The following is an 18,671-nucleotide window of genomic DNA, read 5'->3' as shown; positions in this document are numbered from 1 at the left end:
TGTTTCAGAGACCTCAGCCGCATGGCATCAATGTTTATGTTGATGATGGGCGTCTGGAAAGTGCCCATGGTTATGAATTAGCGGTTCATGACGATGCCTATGGCTATGTGCTGTACCGGGCGCTACGGGCGCATCGTGCGAATGCTGATGATGCTCATCATGCGTATGTTGATGTTGGTGTTCCAGTTCCTCGTGCACATGGACATGGCCATGGCGTTCGGTCAGGTGCAACCAAATGCCAATTGCCATCAATCCGCCAGCGACAAGTAAGGGCACAGTTACGGGCTCACCCAATGCAATAGCCAGAACAGCACCAAAAAATGGTGCGACCGAAAAGTACGCTCCAGTCCGCGCCGTACCCAGATGGCGCAGACTGACGACGAACAACGCCAAGCTTACGCCATACGCCAAAAAGCCCACCATCATGGCGCCTGCCAGACTTGGCCATGCGGGCAACGAGGCGCCCAAAATAAAAGCTAAAGTTAAATTCACGACGCCGGCCACAAGCCCTTTTACCGAGGCGATCCACGTGGCATCCGTAAGTGAAACCTTACGCGTCAGATTATTGTCAATGCCCCAGGCAAGGCAGGCTCCTAGCACCGCCAATGCGGGCCAAAGACCGGCGAAGCGCGCTTCGCCTGGCCAGCTCAATACCAGCGCGCCGGCGACGATGGCCACCATGCCCAACGCAATGCGATGATCAAAATTTTCTCTGAAAACAAACCACGCCAATAGCGCCGTAAACAACCCTTCGGCATTCAGCAGCAAGGAAGCGCCTGATGCTGGCATCCCTGTCAGGCCAAGCATAAGCAATACTGGGCCGATGATACCGCCTGATATGATCGCCCCGGTCAACCAAGGTACCTCGTGGCGAGACAGGTGAACGGCTGGCGCACGGCTCAGAAGGCGATAGAGCGTGAGTCCAATACCGGAACCCAGATAGAGCAGGCCTGCCAATAACCAGGGGCTCACATGTTCAAGCAATAATTTAGCTAGCGGCGTTCCCGCTCCGAACAGCAGCGCCGCGAGCAACGCTGGCATGACGCCCGGCTGGCGTAGACCTTGCGTACATTTGAGAGTAGACATGTGTAGCACACTATACTTAAGTACGGAGATAAGCTTACGCTCATGATGTCGCCCATGGAAGGCCACCCACACAATCAAAATACATGGGGCTATTTTGACCCAGGATTTCATTGATCCAGTATAGGCTCACTGTCGGCGCACTACCAAGATTCATTGCAACTTAGCTAGCGCCCTGATCCACTTCATGGCTCATGGCGGCCGCCGCCAATTCCGCAAGCAGTGGTGGCTCGGCTTCCTTACGCTCGCTATACCGGCTAGTGAGATAATCAGACCGATCACGAATAATGAGTGTGAACTTGTAAAGCTCTTCCATGACATCAACCAGCCGCTCGTAATACGCCGAAGGCTTCATTCTGCCCTTCTCGTCGAACTCCTGAAACGCCTTGGCTACCGACGATTGATTGGGGATAGTGACCATCCGCATCCATCGCCCCAAAACACGCAGGGCGTTGAGGGCATTGAACGATTGAGAGCCGCCTGATACCTGCATGACGGCCAGCGTTCGCCCTTGCGTTGGACGAACACTCCCTATTTCAAGCGGGAGCCAATCAATTTGTGATTTGAAAACTCCGGTCAATGTGCCATGCCGCTCGGGGCTGCACCACACCTGGCCCTCCGACCACTCCGAGAGCTTGCGCAGCTCCTGAACTTTGGGATGGTCAGCGTTGACACTGTCGACCATGGGCAAGCCGTGTGGGTCGAACACACGCGTCTCTGCCCCAAAGTGTTGAAGCAAGCGCTCGGCTTCCAACGTAAGCAATCGGCTATAGGATGTTTCACGTAACGAGCCATACAGCAGCAAAATACGAGGCGGATGCGTCGATATCTTGGGCGGCTCCAACTTCTCCGTAGTTGGGATATCCAAATGTGCAGCGCTGATGTTGGGGAGCTGAGAAAGTTTATCCATTAAATTGCCACCCTGCGGCCTTGTTTGTCGATAACCAGCTCACCATCCTCTTTGGCAAATGGGCCTTTCTGCGTTAAAAGCAGGATATCCAGCACCAACTCCGAAGGCCGGCACAGACGCACACCGCTGGGCGTAACCACAAACGGCCGGTTAATAAGAATGGGGTTGACCAGCATGGCATCGAGCAGCTCGTCATCGGACACAGCCGGATTATTCAGACCTAACTCAGTGTATGGAGTTCCTTTTTCTCGGATCGCTTGCCGGACGGTTAATCCCGCGCCTGAGATCAAGTCCTTTAGCTCTTTGTGGGACGGTGGATTATCTAAATACTCGATAATGGTGGGCTCTACGCCGGCATTACGAATCAAGCCCAAGGTATTGCGAGAGGTTCCGCACTTTGGATTGTGATAAATGGTGATATTCATGATGAAAACCTCTGCTTAAATTTTTACTTCGTACCAATGCTGGGATCGGTTCACGATATTGACCACCAACAGCATGACCGGGACCTCAATCAGAACGCCCACTACCGTAGCCAAAGCCGCTCCAGATTGGAAACCAAACAGGCTGATCGCCGTGGCAACGGCCAGCTCAAAGAAATTGGACGCGCCGATCAAGCTGGACGGGCCGGCCACACAATGCGGCACGCCCAGCTTGCGATTAAGCAGATAGGCTAGGCCGGAATTAAAAAACACTTGAATCAGTATCGGCACCGCCAGCAGGGCAATAATCAGCGGTTGCTTCACGATGGACTCGCCCTGGAAGGCAAAGAGCAAGACTAAGGTCAGCAACAGCGCGGCAATGGAGTACGGCCCCAGGCTTGATACAACCAGTTCGAAGGCGGCTTGCCCTTTTGCCAAGAGCGCCTTGCGTATCCGCTGCGCCAGGATGACAGGAACGATGATGTACAGACCGACCGAGGTCATCAAGGTGTCCCACGGCACGGTGATGGATGCCAGCCCCAGCAGCAATGCCACCAGCGGCGCGAACGCGACAATCATGATGGCGTCATTCAGAGCGACTTGCGACAGCGTGAAATACGGATCGCCTTTGCAAAGCTGGCTCCATACAAAAACCATAGCGGTGCAGGGCGCGGCGGCCAGCAAGATCAAGCCAGCGATATAGCTATCAATCTGATCTGCAGGCAGCCAATCGGCAAAGAGATGGCGAATAAACAGCCAACCCAGAAATGCCATGGAAAAGGGTTTGACCAGCCAGTTAATGCCCAGGGTGACCCCAATGCCGCGCCACTGACTCTTGATCTGCCCCAGCGCGCCGAAGTCGATCTTGATGAGCATGGGGATGATCATGACCCAGATCAAAATACCTACGGGGATATTGACTTTGGCTACTTCAAGGCCCGCAATGCTTTGAAAGAGCTCGGGCAAAGCTTGACCTAAAAAGATACCGACCACAATACAAAGAGCTACCCAAATGGTCAGATAGCGTTCAAAAAACCCGATACTCGGTGCCACCCCGTCGGCTAGGGCCGCGGTAGAAGACGAAGACATAAAGCAATTCCGTGTAAAAATGCGGCCGCCAGGCTGTAGTCAACCCAAGCTTGGCTTCTGGTAAGCCCTGGCTAATCTATATCGCGACTATCGAAGGGTCGCCAATCTTTCTGATTTCCTGCTGGATAGCTACGTTATCCAGCTTATGCAAGGGCAAACTGATAAATGCATGCATCCGTGTTGCCATCTGTCTGAAGACTTTGTCAAAGGCAGCACGTTTTTCGTCATCAGTCCCTTCCACTGCGGCAGGATCTTGAAATGACCAATGAGCGGACGCGGGATGCCCAGGCCAAATGGGGCATACCTCCCCTGCCGCGTTATCGCAAACCGTGATAATAAAATCCATATGGGGTGCATCCGCTCGGGCAAATTCGTCCCAGTTCTTGCTACGCAGCTTATCCGCGGGGTAACCGGTCTTTTGTACTTTTTCAAAGGCCAATGGGTTCACCGTCCCCCCTGGCTGACTGCCGGCGCTATAGCCTTTGAACCTGCCATTGCCAAGCGTGGTTACCAAAGCTTCCGCCATAATGCTACGCGCCGAATTACCCGTGCACAAAAACAGGACGTTATACGTTTTTTCAGTCATTGCGATCTCTTGGCTTAGCAACAGCTCATAATTAAAGTGGGATGTACTGAAAGCGACACTGCACACGAGGGAAAATCGCCATAATCAGTGGTTTAGCAGCGAAAACGTGTATTGCAGGCGCCTCACGATGGAAGTACCTCGTTAGAGCACGCAGGAATACAAACCGGCGTACACGGATTTCCACCGCAACAGTTTTCGGTCAGAAAACCCAATACACCATTCATCGTTTCAAAATTTGCCGAATAGATAAGCGAACGTCCTTCACGGGTTTGCGTGATTAAATTAGCGTAGGTCAGTTCTTTCAAATGGAACGACAACGAAGATGGCGCCAGTGCCAACGCTTCAGCAATTTTGGTCGCGGCTAAGCCTTGTGGCCCCGCCTGCACAAGCAGTCGAAACACAGCAAGACGAGACTCTTGAGCAAGCGCTGATAAAGCCAAAATGATGTTCTTTGTTTCCATTATTCAATAATATTGGAATTATGGAAAATAGACAAGGAAAATTTAGATTACGGTGGTTAGCATCGAAACTGCTACCGTTAATTGGGGTCGCCTCAGAAAACGGAAAATAAAGCACGCTAAGCCGGTTGCAGCGGTCGTAGCGGCCTGAATTTGCCCGCGCCGATCTTGGCGCTGCTGCGCCAGAGGTAATCTCCGGTCAGGTTGATGTGCTCCCAGCCCAGTGGCGACAGGTACTGCAACAGCGCCTCATCGACGGCATGGCCGTTGCCACGCAAGGCATGCGCTGCGCGCTCCAGGTAGACCGTGTTCCACAACACGACAGCCGCCGTCACCAAGTTGAGGCCGCTGGCACGGTAGCGCTGCTGCTCAAAGCTGCGGTCACGGATTTCGCCCAGCCGGTTGAAGAACACCGCCCTGGCCAGCGCGTTGCGGGCTTCGCCCTTGTTCAGCCCGGCATGGACGCGGCGGCGCAGCTCGACGCTTTGCAGCCAGTCCAAGATGAACAGCGTGCGCTCGATGCGCCCCAGCTCGCGCAAGGCTACGGCCAAGCCATTCTGGCGCGGATAGCTGCCGAGCTTGCGCAACATCAGCGAGGCCGTCACCGTGCCCTGTTTGATCGAGGTGGCCAGCCGCAGGATTTCATCCCAATGGGCGCGGACATGCTTGATGTTGAGCGTGCCACCAATCATCGGCTTGAGGGCATCATAGGTGGTTTCGCCCTTGGGAATGTAGAGCTTGGTGTCGCCCAGGTCGCGGATGCGCGGCGCGAAACGGAAGCCCAACAGGTGCATCAAGGCGAAGACGTGATCGGTGAAGCCCGCCGTGTCTGTGTAGTGTTCCTCGATGCGCAGGTCGGACTCGTGGTACAGCAGACCATCGAGCACGTAGGTCGAGTCGCGCACGCCGACATTGACCACCTTAGTATGAAACGGCGCGTACTGGTCGGAGATGTGGGTGTAGAACGTCCGCCCTGGGCTGCTGCCATATTTTGGATTGATGTGTCCGGTGCTCTCGGCCTTGCTCCCTGTTCGGAAGTTCTGGCCGTCCGACGATGACGTAGTGCCATCGCCCCAATGCCCGGCGAACGGGTGCCGGAACTGGGCGTTCACCAGTTCGGCCAGCGCCGCCCCGTAGGTTTCGTCACGGGTATGCCAGGCTTGCAGCCAGGCGAGCTTGGCGTAGGTCGTTCCGGGGCAGGACTCGGCCATTTTCGTCAGCCCCAGGTTGATCGCGTCGGCCAGGATCGTGGTCAGCAACAGGTTCTTGTCCTTGGCCAGATCGCCCGATTTCAGGTGCGTGAAGTGGCGGGTGAAGCCCGTCCATTCATCGACTTCAAGCAGCAATTCTGTGATCTTGACGTGCGGCAGGATCATGGCCGTCTGGTCGATCAACGCTTGCGCAGTGTCCGGCACCGCCGCATCGAGCGGCGTGATTTTCAGGCCCGACTCTGTGAGGATGGCGTCCGGCAGATCGTTCGCCGCCGCCATGCGGTTGACCGTGGCGAGCTGCGCTTCCAGCAGCTCCAAGCGCTCGCTCAGGTACTGGTCGCAGTCGGTGGCCACGGCCAGCGGTAATTCACTGGACTGCTTGAGGCTGGCGAACTTCGCGGGCGGCACCAGGTAGTCCTCGAAGTCCTTGAACTGGCGCGAACCCTGCACCCAGATGTCGCCCGAGCGCAGGGAGTTCTTGAGTTCCGACAGGGCGCACAGTTCGTAGTAGCGCCGGTCGATTCCGGTGTCGGTCATTACCAGCTTCTGCCAGCGCGGCTTGATGAAGCCGGTCGGCGCATCGGCGGGCACCTTGCGGGCGTTGTCGGTGTTCATACCGCGCAGCACCTCAATGGCGTCGAGAACGTCCTTGGCAGCGGGCGCGGCCCGCAGCTTGAGCACGTCGAGGAATTCCGGCGCGTAGCGGCGCAAGGTGGAGTAACTCTCGCCGATGCGGTGCAGGAAATCGAAGTCATCGGGCTGCGCGAGCTTTTGCGCCTCGGTGACGCTCACAGCGAACGCATCCCAAGACATGACGGCCTCGATGGCGGCGAATGGGTCGCCGCCCGATTGTTTGGCGTCGATCAGCGCCTGGCCGATGCGCCCGTACAGGCGCACCTTGGCGTTGATGGCTTTGCCCGATGCCTGGAACTGCTGCTGATGCTTGTTCTTGGCGGCGTTGAACAGCTTGCCCAGGATGCGGTCGTGCAGGTCGATAATTTCGTCGGTGACGGTGGCCATGCCCTCAATGGCCACCGTCACCAAAGTAGCGTAGCGCCGCTGAGGCTCGAACTTGGCCAAGTCGGCGGGTGTCATCTGGCCGCCCTCGCGGGCGATCTTGAGCAGCCGGTTTTGATGAACCAGCCGCTCGATGCCGGTAGGCAGATCGAGCGCCTGCCAGGCTTTGAGGCGTTCGATGTGTTCCAGCATGTGGCGCGAGTTCGGTTTGACGGGCGACTGGCGCAACCAGGCCAGCCAGGTCGTCTTGCCGTTGTCTCGGCGTTTCAGCAGATCGTCGAGGCGGCGGCGATGCCCGGTCGTCAGCGGCTCGTACAGGGCTTCGTGGATGCGCCGGTTGGCGCGGGTGATGGCCTCGGCACTGGCACGCTCGATGGCGTTGAGTGCGGGCAAGATGATCGACTGCTGCCGCAAATGTTCGATCAAGGCATCGGCCAGTACGATGCCCTTGTCGGTCTGCATGGCCAGACCCGTCAATGTGTGAACGGCCTGCCGGTAGTGACTCATGGTGAACGGCTGGAAGCCGAACACAGTTTGCAGCTCGACGAGATGTTCGCGCCGAGTCTGTTCCCGCCGCTGCCCGTAATCGTTCCAGCTTTCAACACCGACCTTGAGCTGGTCGGCGACCAGTTTCAGCAAGGGCGGGAACGGCGGCTGATCGACGCCAAGGACAATGCCCGGAAAGCGGAGGTAGCATAGCTGCACCGCGAAGCCCAGCCGATTCGCAGGCCCGCGCCGCTGCCGGATGATCGAAAGGTCACTATCACTGAGTGAGTAATGCCGGATTAAATCGTCCTTGGTGTTCGGCAACGCCAGCAGGCTATCCCGCTCGGTGGCGGACAGAATGGAACGACGTGGCATGCTAATGATCCGTTCTCAAGTATTGATACAGGGTCTCCCGACTGACGCCAAACTCGCGGGCCAGCTTCGCCTTCTGCTCACCAGCGTTCGCGCGCTGACGCAGTTCGGCCGCACGCTCTGGCGATAGCGCTTTCTTGCGGCCCCGGTAGGCACCGCGCTGCTTGGCGAGCGCGATGCCCTCACGCTGCCTTTCGCGGATCAGGGCGCGCTCGAATTCGGCGAATGCACCCATCACGGACAGCATCAGATTCGCCATCGGCGAGTCCTCGCCGGTGAAGGTCAGGCATTCCTTGACGAACTCGATGCGTACGCCGCGCTTGGTGAGCATTTGCACCAGACGGCGCAAGTCATCGAGGTTGCGCGCCAGGCGATCCATGCTGTGCACCACCACGGTATCGCCTTCGCGCACGAAGGTCAGCAGCGTGTCGAGCCGCGGGCGCCGCGTATCTTTGCCCGAAGCCTTGTCGGTGAACACCTTGTCCACCTGGCTCTGTTCTAGCTGGCGTTCTGGGTTTTGGTCGAAGCTACTGACCCGCACGTACCCGATGCGTTGACCTTTCATGTGCGTCTCCTGCGCTAATGTGTCAAGAAAGAATCTATGAGCCTTTATTGAGTGTGTCAATAAAGGCTCAATAGGACTACATCCTTGTCATTTTCAGAAGACGACTGCACCAATTGTCAGGAGTCGATAACACTACATCGGCGAGAGCGAAAACTTCCCGGCTCAGTGCGAGCTAAGTCTGCCTGCGTACCTTCTCCACTGTGCAAATCCCTGCACTCTTCTGGAGAAGCATCATGTACCGCTATACCAAACTTTCCCTTCTGGCCGTCGCCATCGCTGCAACCGGCGCGGTCGCCTACGCCGCCAATGGCGGTATGGAAAACGACGCACTGGCAATCAGCAAGGCCAAGATTCCCCTCACACAGGCGGTCACCGTCGCCGAGCAGCACGCCAATGGCAAGGCGTCACGCGCCGAGTACGAGAACTCGAAGCAAGGCTGGGTCTACGACGTGGAAGTCGTCAGCGGGGCCAAGGTCTTCGATGTCCGGGTCGATGCCGACAAGGGCACGGTCATCTCGTCTGCCGAGGACAAGGCGGATCACGATGATGACCACGACAAGCGGGACTGACTCCCGACAGTATGGCCGGATCGTTTCCCTCGGAGGCGATCCGGCCCGGAGACCTCATGGAATCACTCAACCATACATTTTTTCTCTGGCTCAACGCACCGGAGCATCCCAGTGCTTTGGCTCTGACGTTGGCCACCTTCTTGGCCGAACAGCTCATCTGGGCGGTTCCACTCCTGATCGGCATCGGCTGGCTTCGCGGCGGCGAGCCTACCCGCAAGACGATGCTCGTTGCTAGCGCATCGGGATTGCTGGGCCTGCTCATCAACCAGATCATCGGCCTGGCTTGGTTGCATCCCCGACCTTTCATGATCGGCCTGGGTCACACCCTCATCCCTCATGTTGCCGATTCGTCTTTCCCAAGCGATCACCTGACGCTGTGGTGGGCGGTTGCCTTCAGCCTCGCGCTGCAACGAGGCCCACGAATTGCAGGCGTGACTTTGGCTTTGCTGGGCGTTCCCATTGCCTGGGCGCGCATCTACCTTGGAGTGCACTTCCCATTCGACATGCTCGGGGCCATCGCCGTTGCTGCAATCTGTGCCTGGCTGACGTTACGTGAAGCACACTGGTATCTATTGCCAAGTTATCAACTTGCCACCGGAATCCATCGGCGGCTTTTCAGCGGGTTGATCGCGCTTGGATGGGTGCGCGAGTGAGCCTATGGGCGGGCTAAGTCAGCATGTTCAAACTGCTGGCAAACCATTTCACCCCCGGCAGGAGAACACCATGAACAAATTGCCCACGAGCAGCACCACTGGCTGGCTCAATAAAGTCCCGGAAGTCGCGCTGTCGTTCTGGATCATCAAGATCATGTCCACCACGGTGGGCGAGACGGGAGCCGATTTCCTGGCGGTCAACGCAGGGTGGGGGCAAGGCGTGACTCGAACCGTCATGGCTGCCCTGTTGGCGGCCGCCTTGTTCATGCAGTTGCGCACCCGACGCTATACCCCTTGGATTTACTGGCTGACGGTGGTACTGGTCAGCGTGGTCGGCACCCAGATCACCGATCTGCTGACCGATGGCCTTGGCGTCAGCCTGTACATCAGCACCTCGGCGTTCGCCGTTGCGCTCGCCGCGATCTTCTTCGTCTGGTATCGGATCGAGCGCACCCTGTCCATTCACGACATTGTGACGCGCAGCCGGGAGCTGTTCTATTGGGCTGCCATCCTCTGCACGTTCGCGCTGGGCACGGCTGCTGGCGATTTGGCGACCGAGGCGTTGGGCTTGGGCTTTACCTGGGGCGCGGTGGCGTTCGGTGTGCTGATTGGCATCACCTATACCGCCTGGCGCATGGGCGGCAACGCCGTTCTGACCTTCTGGATCGCCTACATATTGACCCGCCCCTTCGGGGCCGCACTCGGCGACTTGCTGACTCAGGCCAAGACCTATGGCGGCCTTGGCATGGGTGCCATGTGGACAAGCGCCTTGTTCCTCACGGTGATCGTCATGCTGGTGGCCGTCGCGCAGATCGGCATGAATGGACGCCGCTCGGCCCAGCTCGTCGAATAACCATCTTCGCTCTACACAAGGAGAAAAACATGCTCATAAAGCACTCAATCGCTCGCCCTGTTGCCGCCATTTCGGCCGCCGTGCTCGTGGTCCTCGCGGCTGGTTGTTCCAAATCTGCCGATCAGAACAACGCAAGCTCGGCATCAACTACACCGGCCCAGACTGTCTCGGCCTTGCAAGTCAAAACTGCATCCAAGCTGGGCGACCTGTCGGCCTTCCGCAGCATCGCCACCGATGTCGCCGCCATCGTTGACAAGGGCGATCTGCCTGCTGCCAAGTCACGCATCAAGGACTTGGAAGTCGCATGGGATTCGGCCGAAGCCGGACTCAAACCGCGCGCGGCAGATGACTGGCATCTGCTCGACAAGGCCATCGACAAGTCGCTTGCGACGCTTCGCGCAGACACGCCAAGCCAGGCTGACTGCAAGGCTGCGATGGATGCCCTGCTGAAAACCTTTAACACGCTCGAAGGAAAGTGAGCGCGCCCCATGAAAACATCCACTGAACACGCGCTGGCCAAGGTGCCCGAAGTCACGCTGGGCTTCTGGCTCATCAAGATTGCCGCCACGACGCTCGGTGAAACTGGCGGTGATGCGGTTTCGATGTCCATGAACCTGGGCTACCTGGTCGGTACAGCCATCTTCGCGGCGATCTTCCTGGCTGCCGTCGTCGCGCAGGTCAAGGCCAAAGGCTTCCATCCCTTCCTGTACTGGACAACCATCATCGCCACGACCACGGTCGGCACGACATCGGCCGATTTTGCGGATCGATCGCTGGGAATCGGGTACGCTGGAGGTTCGAGCTTGCTGCTGGCCTTGCTGCTCGGCTCGCTCTTCGTCTGGCATCGCACCCTCGGCTCCGTGTCGGTGAGCACGGTCAGCTCGCCCAAGGCAGAAGCCTTCTACTGGCTGACGATCATGTTCTCCCAAACGCTGGGCACCGCGTTAGGCGACTGGACAGCCGACACGGCGGGCTTGGGCTACACGGGTGCGGCCGTCGTGTTCGGCGGGCTGCTCGCGCTGGTCGTGGCAGCCTACTACTGGACGAGCGTGTCCCGCACGCTGCTGTTCTGGGCGGCGTTCATCCTGACTCGCCCGCTGGGTGCCGTGGTCGGGGATTTTCTGGACAAGCCACTGAGCGCGGGTGGTCTGGCGTTGAGCCGCTATTCGGCATCGGCCGCACTGTTGGCCTTCATGCTGACTGCGATCCTGCTGTTCAGGCAGAGAGCAGCCAGGACGGCACATTGAACAACGATTGAACGGAGGGGGAATGCGGGTATTGCTTGTCGAAGACGATCCCATGATCGGTGACGCGATCCAGGGCGCATTGAAGGATGCGTCCTACGCCGCCGACTGGGTGAAGGACGGGCAGACGGCGCTCACCACGCTGGGCTGCCAGCATTACGACCTGGTGCTACTCGACCTCGGTCTGCCCGGAAAGGATGGGCTGGAGGTGCTGGCCAGCATCCGAGCCAAGGACAACCCGGTTCCCCTGCTCATCATCACGGCTCGCGATGGTCTGGATGATCGCCTGCGCGGCCTGGATGGCGGGGCCGACGACTATGTGTCCAAGCCCTTTCAGATGGCGGAACTGCTGGCCCGGATGCGCGCCGTCCTGAGGCGCAAAGGTGGCACGGCAGCTCCCGTGCTCAGCAACGGCGTGGTGACGCTCGACCCGGCCACCAAAGAGGCTTGTGCCAATGATGGCCCCCAAGTGCAACTGTCCAACCGCGAGTTCTCGTTACTGCAAGCCTTGCTGGTTCGGCCTGGTGCCATCCTTTCGCGCAGCGAACTGGAGGATCGCATCTATGGCTGGGGGGAAGAAGTCGAAAGCAATGCCGTCGAATATCTGATCCACGCACTGCGGCGCAAGCTCGGTGGCGAGGTCATCAAGAACGTCAGGGGGGTCGGATGGATGGTCTCAAAAGGCGCTTGAACGAATCAGTTCAGCTCAAGCTGTCCTTCACCTTGTCGCTGGTCATCCTCGTGGTGGCCGTTGTGGCGGGCGTATTCTCGTTCCTGTCCGCCTTCGATGAAGCGCACGAACTACAGGACGATGTACTGCGCCAGGTGGCGCAGCTCATGGATCGCCAGCGCTTGTTGCCTGCCGTGCCAACCACCGATATCCGTCTCAAGGATGTCGATGAAGAGTCGCGCGTGATCGTCCAGCGCTTGGGTGAGGTCAGTCCCTCTACGGTAGGCGTGGATGCAGGAGGCGTGCTCCCGCTCCCGGCGACCTTGGCGGATGGATTGCACACGCTGGAAGTTGGTGGCGAGACGTTTCGCGTGCTGGTCAAGACCACGGCGAGCGGCGAACGCATTGCTGTGGCTCAGGAGTCCGGTTTCCGCAATGAAATTGCCCGCGACGGGGCACTGCGCACGGTGATGCCTTTCTTGATTCTCGTGCCGGTGCTGCTGTTGATCGTTGCTGACCTGGTGCGCAAGATGTTCCAGCCCATCGCGGCGCTGTCCAAGGAAATAGACCAGCGGGCAGAGCAGGAACTGCATCCCGTCGAAGACCGCCACCTTCCGGTCGAGGTACGTCCGTTTGCCGTGGCGATCAATCGCCTGCTCGCTCGTGTCAGCCAGTCGATGGAATCTCAGCGCCGCTTTGTGGCGGATGCCGCGCACGAGCTACGTTCGCCGCTGACAGCCATGTCGCTGCAAGCAGAACGGCTCGCGGAAGCGGAAATGTCCAGCGTGGCGCGCGAACGGCTGACGGTTTTGCGCCAAGGGATCGAGCGCGGCCGCAGCCTGCTCGATCAACTCTTGACCTTGGCCAAGGCACAGTCGGCCACCGACCTGCCGAAGTCGCCTGTATCTGTCCAGAGCATCTACCGCCGCGTGCTGGAAGACCTCATGCCGCTGGCCGAGGCCAAGCACATCGACATCGGTGTCGAAGGCGCGCTGGACGCCGAAGTGTGGGCAAGCGAGCTGGACATGATCGCTGTGGTCAAGAACCTAGTCGATAACGCCATCCGCTACACGCCAGAGGGAGGGCGTGTTGATCTTTCTGTGGGTGTTTCGGAAGGGAAGGTCGTACTACGTATTCAGGACAGTGGGCCTGGCATTCCGTTGGCTGAACGGGATCGAGTGTTTGATCCCTTCTACCGCACGCTGGGGAGCGAGCAGATCGGCTCGGGTCTGGGACTATCCATTGTCCAGACGATTGCCAATCGCATCGGTGCTGAAATCCGCCTCGACTTCTCAGATCAAGAGAAGCAAACTGGCTTAAATGTTGCCGTTATCGCTCCCATGCGGTAGCGGTTTGAGAAACGCGGAGGCAGGCTAAATGGTTAATTCGGCGGGGTGGTTTTATTGGGCTTTGCTGTCCGCTATCCTTGCGGCACTGACGGCTATTTTTGCCAAGGTTGGCATTCAGGGAGTTGATTCCGATCTGGCCACCTTGATCCGCACGGCCATCATCATCGTCGTCCTGTCGGCGTTTGTTGCCTACACGGGGAAATGGACCAACCCCTTGGAGTTATCACCCAAGACATGGCTTTTTCTCGGGCTGTCCGGCTTGGCGACAGGGGCATCGTGGGTCTGCTACTTCCGCGCACTCAAGATTGGCGATGCATCCAAGGTTGCGCCAGTGGATAAACTCAGTCTTGTCCTGGTGGCGGTATTTGCTTTCGCCTTTTTGGGCGAACGCCCGTCACTGAGGGAGTGGTCCGGCATTTCGATGGTCGCCGGAGGCGTTCTGTTATTGGCGTTCAAGTGATAACAGGTAGGACATACTGACTCAACCAGTCGTCACGATTCGTCTACAGTAACCGCTGTCCTGCCATCAAACTTGACTGAGCAGTTTCTCGCCATCAAGGCGCAACTCGCCCTTCGGCGAAATGTGCCGATACAAGGTCTGTCTTGTGATGCCCAGTTCCTGACATAGATCGCCGACCTTGGTTTCGGGCTGCCCCATAGCGGCCATCGCCAGCCGCAACTTGGCGGCAGTCATCTTGAAGGGCCGGCCGCCCTTCCTACCGCGCGCCCTCGCCGAAGCCAATCCTGCAATCGTGCGCTCGGTAATCAGTTCGCGCTCGAACTCGGCCAGCGCGGCGAAGATGCCGAAGACCAACTTGCCGGCGGCCGTCGTGGTGTCAATGGCTGCACCGTGCCCAGTCAACACTTTCAGACCGATGCCTCGCCCGGTCAGGTCATGCACGGTGTTGATGAGATGCCGCAGATCGCGCCCGAGCCGGTCAAGTTTCCACACCATCAACGTATCCCCCGGTCGTAGCGCCTTCAGGCAGCTCAACAGGCCGGGACGATCCTCGCGTTTGCCCGACGCTTGATCCTCGTAGAGATGGGCCGGATCGACGCCGGCAGCGATCAGTGCATCACGCTGCAAGTCGGTGGCCTGTGAGCCGTCTGCTTTCGATACCCGCATGTAGCCAATCAGCATCTTGCACCTGTCACATATACGTTCGATTATGTGACAGTGTGCACCGGAAAGTTCTGGTCGTCAAAATTTGTCACTTAACCCGTCATTCTGTCTAAGACATGCAAAGGGTCCATCAGCCTCGTAATGTGACAGAAATTCCGGGGGAATGCCTTCCTTTGCAAAGGTGGCGCGCAACTGTTCCAGGGAAGCGGGATCGCGCCGACCATAGGAAGCCAACGCGAACAGCGAGCGTGCCGTCTCGGGGTCGTGCCGGGCTTCAATGATCGCCTCACTGATAGCTTGGACCGCCCGTTGCCAGTGATTGACGGGTTCGGGCTTCGGCGGTTTCGCCGGCAGACCACTGGTGAACCCGGTTTGGGGCTCGGACCAGAACAGCTTTGCATGCTCGCCTGGCGGGCTGATATCCCTCACCTCGATCAAGCTGATTGCCGTTGCCGCCGCCTCCAGCATCTGCAACCGTATTGCCGGGTTCAGGGTTTCATACGGTCGCCACAGACTTTGCCCAGCACGCAGCGGATGCCCGCAGCCTTGCCAGACTTGGCGGAGATACCCCGCGTAGGTTCCGCACGCCGAAAGCGGGGTGTTCAGCTCATCGAGCAGCGTGCGTAGCAGTCGAAACCACAATCCAGCGTGGATGCGTCGGCACGGCAGTTCCACATGGCCGGTCGTCAGTGCCTGCCAGGTACGCCGGTCCATCACTGCAATCGCGTCGCTGGCGGTGCGCGACGCAGTGTCGGCGTTCTCCCAGCCGAGAAACCGCCCAGGCACGCCCCAATAGGATTCTAGCCAGCAGCCATGCAGCGGGCAGCTCAGCATCAGGGGCAGCTTCCATGCAAGCAGTACGGCTTGGTTTGCCGGGTCGTTCAGACAGAGAGGACAGGCGCGATGTATCGGCTGGCTGGGCAGCCAGGCACGCCAGCTCGTGATGGATCGCGTCCTACGGCGGAGTTTCGGCAGCAGCACCGAGAGCTGGAACGCATAGGTTTCCAATGCGTCTGGAATCTGATCATCAAGGCTGTCCAGTAGCCAAGGCACCCAGCCGGCGAAACTCATGCAACGCAGCCGGTCCGGCTCGATGCCGCTCCGCTGGGAGAGCATCGCCAACAGCGCCAGTGGTGGCGCGGTATCCAGGTCATCAACCTGAGCGTGACCAAGATCGTGCTCCAGCAGCTCGGACACCTCCATGTGATAGCAAAGGGCCACGCGGTTGAGCCACGAAGACAAGGCTTCGCCTTCTCTGGGGGCCGGATGCAGTGGCCAGCGTGGCGCTGGCTTCACATCAGTTCCCGCTCGAATTGCCGCCGCCGCTCGCTGGGACCGGTGTAATCGGCCATGCTCAGCGTGCGATGGTTGATCGCTTCCTCGCCGCTCTCCACGGCGACGATGGCCGCCGCCATCAGCAAGTGCGCCAGTTCGCCGATGGTGCCCTCGCTGCGTGTGAGCAGGTAGCGGGCCATGTCCAGCGTGGCAATCGACGAGGGTCGCCGCAGTGGAAGCGAAGCGGCGAAACTGGCCAGCAGTGAGCAGCAATCGTGATTGGCCTCCCATACCGGCAGCATCATCGGCTCGAAGCGATTTTCCAACTGGTCATCGGAGCGGATGGCCAGGTAGGCGTCGCGCGTGCCGACCCCGACCAGTGGGATGCGCAGTTCATTGCCGAGGAAGCGCAGGAGATTGAGGAATTCCCGGCGATTGACGCTGTTACCGGCCAGGACGTTGTGCAACTCGTCGATCACCAGCATGCGCACGCCGACCTTGCGCAGCAGTGCCAGCGCCAGTTGTTCCATTTCTGGCAGCCGTGGGCGCGGTCGCAATGGCGCACCCATCGCCGCGAGCAGCGCGACGTAGAAGCGGATTACCGACGGTTCGGATGGCATCTGCACGACCAGTACCGGAATGTGCTCCTGGTCGGCGTCGGCTCTGGCCGGATGCGTGCGCCGGAACTTCTCGACGATCATCGACTTGCCGTTGTTGGTCGGGCCGACCAGCAGCAGGTTGGGCATGCGTTGCTTGTTTGGCCACGTATACAGGATTTCCAGCCGGTTCAGCGCCTCGACTGCTCGCGGATAGCCGATCCAGCGGTCGGCGCGAAGGCGATGGATGCGTTCGTCCGCCGGGAGACGGGCCAAGCCCTGGGCCGCCGGCAGCAGGTGGGACAAGTCGATGATGGGATATTCTTCCACGGCTACCACTCCTCAATCTGGTCGAACGGTTTGGCCGGCGGCTGGTTGTCTGCCTGCTGCCCATCCATGTCAGCGCCCGGTGGTGGCGTGGTTTTGACAGGCGTTGCCGTTGCCTTGAGATGCTGGCGTCGATCCGCGTCGCGCCGCGCCTTGCGCGTAGCCTTCTGCGCGGTGGTAACGATTTCGCGCATCTGGCCGATCATGCGGAACAACGCCGACTCATCCACCTGTTCGCGCCCTTGCTGCCGCAATTTCGCCAGCGCCTGTCGTTGTTCCCAGAGGGTGACAGCCGGGTGCGACAAGGTACGGTAGGGAATTTCCAGGTAGTGCTGCCCCTCTGGTTCCAGCACCCATATGCGGCTGATGTCGCGCGGGTCGCGCCGGATCAGGAACGCAGGCAAGCGGTCCCGCCGAGCTATCCACGGCTTGAGCGCATCGGCGTAGTAGTGGATGTGGTCGATGACGAAGCCGGTGCGGGTCAGCGTGCGGCGGATGATGGGCAGAAAATCGACCAGAAAAGCCGTAGCGCGAGTGATGACGGTTGGCACGCCGGTCCGCGTGATAGCTTCGGCCCAGCGCGCGGCCGGCGGTTGGAGCAGGCCGTTGTGCACGGAGCCGTGATAGGTGCCGACCGCCAATGTGAGCCAGCGCTCCAGCTCGCGCAGTGTCAGGGCGGCCATCTTCTCGGAGGCGTATTCCCCGCGCTGGTCAGGATTGGAGAAGGTCGTCCCCGGCAATTCGTCGTGGATCATCTGCATCGCCGTGCCGATGATCCGTTCCACGATACCGCCGTAGTGCGGCTGCCCGAGCGGGCGATAGTCCAACCGGATGCCATGCTGCTCGCAGCCACGGCGCAGCGCCTCGCTCTTGAACTCAGCCGCGTTGTCCAAGTAGAGCAGTCTGGGCTTGCCGCTCATCGGCCAATCCATCTCTACGTTCAACCCTTCCAACCAAGGGCGCTTGTCGCAGGCGGCATGCACCAAGCACAAGCCGACCGAGACGGCGGACGGGGCTTCCAGCGTAACGACCATGCCAACCACGCAGCGGGTGAATACGTCGATGGCGAGGGTCAGGTATGGACGGCCAATCGGTTGCCGGTCGCGCTCGTCCACCACGATCAGGTCGATGACTGTGTGGTCGATCTGCACCTGCTCCAGCGGCGCGGAGACGGGTGGCGGAACACCACCAACACCTTGCAGGTCGCGGGCGGCATCTTGTCCTTCCCGGCGGTGAGTGACCTCGCGCGGATCGAGGCCGGCGATCCGCAGAGCCACCGTGTTGCGCGCCGGCACCCGCAGCTTTTGCAGCTTGCACGCCCGCACAACTTCGCGGTGGAACGCCGCCAAGCTACGCTTCTGCTTGGTCAGGAAGCGCTTTTGCAGTAACTCGCGGATGATTCGTTCGACCGACTCCGGCAAGCGGCCTTTACCTTTGCCACCGCTCGACTGCCCAAGAGCCAAGTCAGTGACCAGCCCCGATCCTAGCCGGGCACGGCGGATCAGGACGTAGACCTGCCGCCGGGACAGCCCCAATGCCTGGGCTGCCGCGTCGGCCGCTTCATGCCCAACCGTCTCCGACTGCGCCAACGGCCCAATGATCTCCGCGCGACGACGCGCACGCTCCCATGCCTGTTCTGGCAGGGTGGCCACGCCGTGCTCGGTAATCGGTGCGGTATCGGTCGCCATGCTCATCTCGCTTTGGTGCATACGAGTATTGAGCATAGACGAGTTTCGTGCAGAGGAGTCCTGATATCTGGCTGTCAGGAGCCGTATGCACAAGAGGCTTCAAACCGCGCTGAATGGTGCAGTCG

20 protein-coding genes are annotated in these 18,671 nt (G+C 59.4%); 8 read left to right on the top strand and 12 right to left on the bottom strand.

Features of this window, described 5'->3' with window-relative positions; genetic code table 11:
* Nucleotides 1–27 precede the first annotated feature (27 nt).
* The 8 genes from DFR37_RS20085 to DFR37_RS20050 form a co-directional block, all read right to left on the bottom strand.
* Nucleotides 28–1,086: a DMT family transporter gene (locus DFR37_RS20085; protein ID WP_113934965.1), complete on the bottom strand. Its 1,059-nt coding sequence runs from the start codon at nucleotides 1,084–1,086 to the stop codon at nucleotides 28–30.
* Nucleotides 1,087–1,246: 160 nt separating this feature from the next.
* Nucleotides 1,247–1,993 carry an arsenical resistance protein ArsH gene (gene arsH, locus DFR37_RS20080; protein ID WP_113934964.1) on the bottom strand — a complete coding sequence of 249 codons (747 nt, stop codon included), beginning with the start codon at nucleotides 1,991–1,993 and terminating at the stop codon, nucleotides 1,247–1,249.
* The gene (arsC, locus tag DFR37_RS20075; protein WP_113934963.1) at nucleotides 1,993–2,418 is read right to left on the bottom strand and encodes an arsenate reductase (glutaredoxin); all 426 of its coding nucleotides are present in this window, start codon (nucleotides 2,416–2,418) and stop codon (nucleotides 1,993–1,995) included. Before arsC ends, arsH begins: the two co-directional genes overlap by 1 nt.
* 15 nt (nucleotides 2,419–2,433) lie before the next feature.
* A complete protein-coding gene (gene arsB, locus DFR37_RS20070) occupies nucleotides 2,434–3,504 on the bottom strand; it encodes an ACR3 family arsenite efflux transporter (protein WP_113934962.1) in 1,071 nt (356 codons plus the stop codon).
* 76 nt (nucleotides 3,505–3,580) lie between these two features.
* Nucleotides 3,581–4,090, bottom strand: a complete 510-nt coding sequence (locus DFR37_RS20065) for an arsenate reductase ArsC (protein WP_113934961.1) — start codon at nucleotides 4,088–4,090, stop codon at nucleotides 3,581–3,583.
* 122 nt (nucleotides 4,091–4,212) lie between these two features.
* Nucleotides 4,213–4,551 carry an ArsR/SmtB family transcription factor gene (locus tag DFR37_RS20060; RefSeq protein ID WP_113934960.1) on the bottom strand — a complete coding sequence of 113 codons (339 nt, stop codon included), beginning with the start codon at nucleotides 4,549–4,551 and terminating at the stop codon, nucleotides 4,213–4,215.
* A 116-nt stretch (nucleotides 4,552–4,667) separates the two neighbouring features.
* On the bottom strand, nucleotides 4,668–7,637 hold the full coding sequence (locus DFR37_RS20055) for a Tn3 family transposase (protein ID WP_034303874.1): 2,970 nt from the start codon (nucleotides 7,635–7,637) through the stop codon (nucleotides 4,668–4,670).
* A gap of 1 nt (nucleotide 7,638) precedes the next feature.
* Nucleotides 7,639–8,199 (bottom strand): recombinase family protein, encoded by a 561-nt coding sequence (locus DFR37_RS20050; RefSeq protein ID WP_034303873.1) that lies wholly within the window; start codon nucleotides 8,197–8,199, stop codon nucleotides 7,639–7,641.
* Nucleotides 8,200–8,432: 233 nt separating this feature from the next.
* On the opposite strand from DFR37_RS20050, the gene DFR37_RS20045 reads away from it, so the two are divergent.
* The 8 genes from DFR37_RS20045 to DFR37_RS20010 all read left to right on the top strand — a co-directional run bounded on the left by DFR37_RS20045 (nucleotide 8,433) and on the right by DFR37_RS20010 (nucleotide 13,997).
* Nucleotides 8,433–8,768 carry a PepSY domain-containing protein gene (locus DFR37_RS20045; RefSeq protein WP_005797945.1) on the top strand — a complete coding sequence of 112 codons (336 nt, stop codon included), beginning with the start codon at nucleotides 8,433–8,435 and terminating at the stop codon, nucleotides 8,766–8,768.
* 56 nt (nucleotides 8,769–8,824) lie between these two features.
* The gene (locus DFR37_RS20040; RefSeq protein ID WP_040329257.1) at nucleotides 8,825–9,421 is read left to right on the top strand and encodes an undecaprenyl-diphosphatase; all 597 of its coding nucleotides are present in this window, start codon (nucleotides 8,825–8,827) and stop codon (nucleotides 9,419–9,421) included.
* A gap of 70 nt (nucleotides 9,422–9,491) precedes the next feature.
* On the top strand, nucleotides 9,492–10,274 hold the full coding sequence (locus DFR37_RS20035) for a COG4705 family protein (protein WP_005797951.1): 783 nt from the start codon (nucleotides 9,492–9,494) through the stop codon (nucleotides 10,272–10,274).
* A 29-nt stretch (nucleotides 10,275–10,303) separates the two neighbouring features.
* Nucleotides 10,304–10,753: a hypothetical protein gene (locus tag DFR37_RS20030; protein WP_005797953.1), complete on the top strand. Its 450-nt coding sequence runs from the start codon at nucleotides 10,304–10,306 to the stop codon at nucleotides 10,751–10,753.
* A 9-nt stretch (nucleotides 10,754–10,762) separates the two neighbouring features.
* Entirely contained in the window at nucleotides 10,763–11,521 is a 759-nt protein-coding gene (locus tag DFR37_RS20025; RefSeq protein WP_113934959.1) for a COG4705 family protein, read from the top strand.
* A gap of 22 nt (nucleotides 11,522–11,543) precedes the next feature.
* Nucleotides 11,544–12,209 carry a response regulator transcription factor gene (locus DFR37_RS20020; RefSeq protein ID WP_005797956.1) on the top strand — a complete coding sequence of 222 codons (666 nt, stop codon included), beginning with the start codon at nucleotides 11,544–11,546 and terminating at the stop codon, nucleotides 12,207–12,209.
* Nucleotides 12,185–13,537 (top strand): sensor histidine kinase, encoded by a 1,353-nt coding sequence (locus DFR37_RS20015; protein WP_113934958.1) that lies wholly within the window; start codon nucleotides 12,185–12,187, stop codon nucleotides 13,535–13,537. The genes DFR37_RS20020 and DFR37_RS20015 overlap by 25 nt, the downstream gene beginning before the upstream one ends.
* 28 nt (nucleotides 13,538–13,565) lie before the next feature.
* A complete protein-coding gene (locus DFR37_RS20010; protein WP_005797960.1) occupies nucleotides 13,566–13,997 on the top strand; it encodes an EamA family transporter in 432 nt (143 codons plus the stop codon).
* Between the two features lie 66 nt (nucleotides 13,998–14,063).
* Here the strand turns inward: DFR37_RS20010 and DFR37_RS20005 are convergent, their stop codons facing one another.
* From DFR37_RS20005 to DFR37_RS19990, 4 genes are read right to left on the bottom strand one after another with little or no spacing between them, the layout of a single operon-like run.
* A complete protein-coding gene (locus DFR37_RS20005) occupies nucleotides 14,064–14,678 on the bottom strand; it encodes a recombinase family protein (protein ID WP_062739166.1) in 615 nt (204 codons plus the stop codon).
* A 60-nt stretch (nucleotides 14,679–14,738) separates the two neighbouring features.
* Entirely contained in the window at nucleotides 14,739–15,956 is a 1,218-nt protein-coding gene (locus tag DFR37_RS20000) for a TniQ family protein (protein WP_113934957.1), read from the bottom strand.
* Nucleotides 15,953–16,861: a TniB family NTP-binding protein gene (locus DFR37_RS19995; RefSeq protein ID WP_009687862.1), complete on the bottom strand. Its 909-nt coding sequence runs from the start codon at nucleotides 16,859–16,861 to the stop codon at nucleotides 15,953–15,955. Before DFR37_RS19995 ends, DFR37_RS20000 begins: the two co-directional genes overlap by 4 nt.
* Nucleotides 16,862–16,863: 2 nt before the next feature.
* A complete protein-coding gene (locus tag DFR37_RS19990) occupies nucleotides 16,864–18,582 on the bottom strand; it encodes a Mu transposase C-terminal domain-containing protein (protein WP_113934956.1) in 1,719 nt (572 codons plus the stop codon).
* Nucleotides 18,583–18,671: the final 89 nt, after the last annotated feature.

This window comes from Eoetvoesiella caeni (assembly GCF_003315175.1).
Classification (GTDB): Bacteria; Pseudomonadota; Gammaproteobacteria; order Burkholderiales; family Burkholderiaceae_B; genus Eoetvoesia; species Eoetvoesia caeni.
The sequence above is the reverse complement of the archived record's forward strand: the minus strand, read 5'-3'. Positions and strand labels throughout refer to the sequence as shown.

Bases quoted from the DNA above. Each gene is read 5' to 3' on its own strand.
- DFR37_RS20085 (WP_113934965.1), bottom strand. From the start codon at position 1,086: ATGTCTACTCTCAAATGTACGCAAGGTCTACGCCAGCCGGGCGTCATG.
- arsH (WP_113934964.1), bottom strand. From the start codon at position 1,993: ATGGATAAACTTTCTCAGCTCCCCAACATCAGCGCTGCACATTTGGAT.
- arsC (WP_113934963.1), bottom strand. From the start codon at position 2,418: ATGAATATCACCATTTATCACAATCCAAAGTGCGGAACCTCTCGCAAT.
- arsB (WP_113934962.1), bottom strand. From the start codon at position 3,504: ATGTCTTCGTCTTCTACCGCGGCCCTAGCCGACGGGGTGGCACCGAGT.
- DFR37_RS20065 (WP_113934961.1), bottom strand. From the start codon at position 4,090: ATGACTGAAAAAACGTATAACGTCCTGTTTTTGTGCACGGGTAATTCG.
- DFR37_RS20060 (WP_113934960.1), bottom strand. From the start codon at position 4,551: ATGGAAACAAAGAACATCATTTTGGCTTTATCAGCGCTTGCTCAAGAG.
- DFR37_RS20055 (WP_034303874.1), bottom strand. From the start codon at position 7,637: ATGCCACGTCGTTCCATTCTGTCCGCCACCGAGCGGGATAGCCTGCTG.
- DFR37_RS20050 (WP_034303873.1), bottom strand. From the start codon at position 8,199: ATGAAAGGTCAACGCATCGGGTACGTGCGGGTCAGTAGCTTCGACCAA.
- DFR37_RS20045 (WP_005797945.1), top strand. From the start codon at position 8,433: ATGTACCGCTATACCAAACTTTCCCTTCTGGCCGTCGCCATCGCTGCA.
- DFR37_RS20040 (WP_040329257.1), top strand. From the start codon at position 8,825: ATGGAATCACTCAACCATACATTTTTTCTCTGGCTCAACGCACCGGAG.
- DFR37_RS20035 (WP_005797951.1), top strand. From the start codon at position 9,492: ATGAACAAATTGCCCACGAGCAGCACCACTGGCTGGCTCAATAAAGTC.
- DFR37_RS20030 (WP_005797953.1), top strand. From the start codon at position 10,304: ATGCTCATAAAGCACTCAATCGCTCGCCCTGTTGCCGCCATTTCGGCC.
- DFR37_RS20025 (WP_113934959.1), top strand. From the start codon at position 10,763: ATGAAAACATCCACTGAACACGCGCTGGCCAAGGTGCCCGAAGTCACG.
- DFR37_RS20020 (WP_005797956.1), top strand. From the start codon at position 11,544: ATGCGGGTATTGCTTGTCGAAGACGATCCCATGATCGGTGACGCGATC.
- DFR37_RS20015 (WP_113934958.1), top strand. From the start codon at position 12,185: ATGGATGGTCTCAAAAGGCGCTTGAACGAATCAGTTCAGCTCAAGCTG.
- DFR37_RS20010 (WP_005797960.1), top strand. From the start codon at position 13,566: ATGGTTAATTCGGCGGGGTGGTTTTATTGGGCTTTGCTGTCCGCTATC.
- DFR37_RS20005 (WP_062739166.1), bottom strand. From the start codon at position 14,678: ATGCTGATTGGCTACATGCGGGTATCGAAAGCAGACGGCTCACAGGCC.
- DFR37_RS19990 (WP_113934956.1), bottom strand. From the start codon at position 18,582: ATGCTCAATACTCGTATGCACCAAAGCGAGATGAGCATGGCGACCGAT.